General features: G+C 55.6%; 1 protein-coding gene. It reads right to left on the bottom strand.

Annotated elements, in window-relative coordinates:
* The coding region (locus D6C13_RS25250; protein ID WP_208642952.1) for a DUF6531 domain-containing protein at window positions 1–1,619 on the bottom strand (1,619 nt) is incomplete at its 3' end.
* Between the last annotated feature and the right edge of the window lie 146 nt (window positions 1,620–1,765).

Below are 1,765 nucleotides of genomic sequence, written 5' to 3'. Positions count from 1 at the left end.
AAAATAACCCGCCAGTCGTCTGCGAAATGTTGCCAGCCATAATCACTGCGCAAACCAGAAGGAAGTAAGTGCCATGCCATCAGCCCTTCGCGGGTGTAATCAAACTCACGCAGCGTAACGCCCGAGGCGTCAGTCACGCGCGCGAGCTGGCCTGCGGGGCTGTAGCCATAAGTCATCAGTATTCGGGGGGTGTCGCAACTGTCGTCAGTGATCTGCGTGATGCATCGCGGCTGCGAAGCTATCTGATAGTAAAGAGTGACCCTGAGACTATCCTGCGTATCACTCAGCCCGGCGAGTCGTCCCTGTTCGTCGTAATCCAGCAGCACGCCGTTACCGTATTCATCACTCAGCGATAAAAGGCGAAGATTTTGTGGGGATAACGGATCAGGGAGATACAATCGCCAGACACTGCCGTCCAGATCGGCCACCAGATATTGTCCCTCATCACCGGCGGCAACTATCAGGCCGGTATCAGGATAGAATTTTCGCTCACCCGCAGCGAGTGAAGCGAAACGCAATTCACGGCCACTTTCATCATGAAAACAGACTTGTTCGCCCTCATGCACCAACCAGGTTTCAAAAGGGGTTCGCCAGCCCTTGCCAAACATTCCCGTGACCGGGTTGCGGCTGTTGTAAATTCGCTGCCAGTGGAGGGGGAAGCGTGCGGGAAGGACAAAGTCGAGGTCTTCTTCACCGCCCAGCACCTTTGCCCCGGTCGCAGCATGTACAGGCATCATTGCCGAATGGGTTGCGGCAGCCAGCTGGCTGGACACCATACCCGCCCCGATCATCATCAGCATGCACGGCATTTTCTTGAACATTTTTGAAGGATTGCGCGTCAGCAGCAAACTTGCCGCCATCAGGATTAAATCCAGCCCCGGAACTTTGCCACTCTTTATCGGGCGAACGACGACTGCGGCACCGCCGATCGTGACATTGGGAGAGGCCGCCGTTGAGACTGTAGCTCCGCAGGTGGTGCGATCGTCACTGCGAACGGCGGGTAAATCGTTAATGGAGACTGAGGAGGAACCTTCAGCCAGATATTGCGGAGGGTTGGGCGGATGCTTTTCACAAAGCACCGTATCCATATTCGAAGGAGCCACCGGTCCGGGAGGGACGTCCACCGTAGGATTTATCATTTCTTTTAACATTGCCTTGCCACCGTTAAGCAGCATTGCCACGTAATCTCGTTCCCCTTCAGGTTCCGGCGTTAATCCGGCCTGTTCAGTCGTACTTAGCAGACGTCCGGCAGCGCGCGCCGCCGGGATATCATTGGTCATGACATTCGTCGCCCCGGTCGCTATCACACCCGCCGGGGAAGGGGGGAAGATGGCACTGGCCAGCCCCTCACTCTCACTGACTACCTCATCCATCATGCCGGTTGCCTGGAGAACGAAACCCGCAATCAGACCAGCCCCCACACATCCACCGGCAGCGGCAAGAACAGCCCCGACTACTGTGCTTGCCGCGGCTAACGGAGCGGCGATAATAGCCACACCGGCAACAATCGCTCCCGCAGCTGCAACCGCAATTCCCTGAATAGCGACAGCGGCGATATCCGCTAAAACGCTGGTATGAATAATCGGGTCACCCAACCGGGCCGCATATTTATCAGCCATAATTTAGCTCCCGGTTACGGTTGGGTAAGACACAATGACTGGCAAAGTTTTTGCCAGTAAAGGTCTTGCTCAGCAGAGAAAGGGGCTAACGCTGTGCTGGTAAAAATCAGCATCTGATGACGTTCAGGAAGATGAATGGCTAACTG

The organism is Rahnella woolbedingensis (assembly GCF_003602095.1).
Classification (GTDB): Bacteria; Pseudomonadota; Gammaproteobacteria; order Enterobacterales; family Enterobacteriaceae; genus Rahnella; species Rahnella woolbedingensis.
This window is presented reverse-complemented; position numbering and strand designations above follow the sequence as displayed.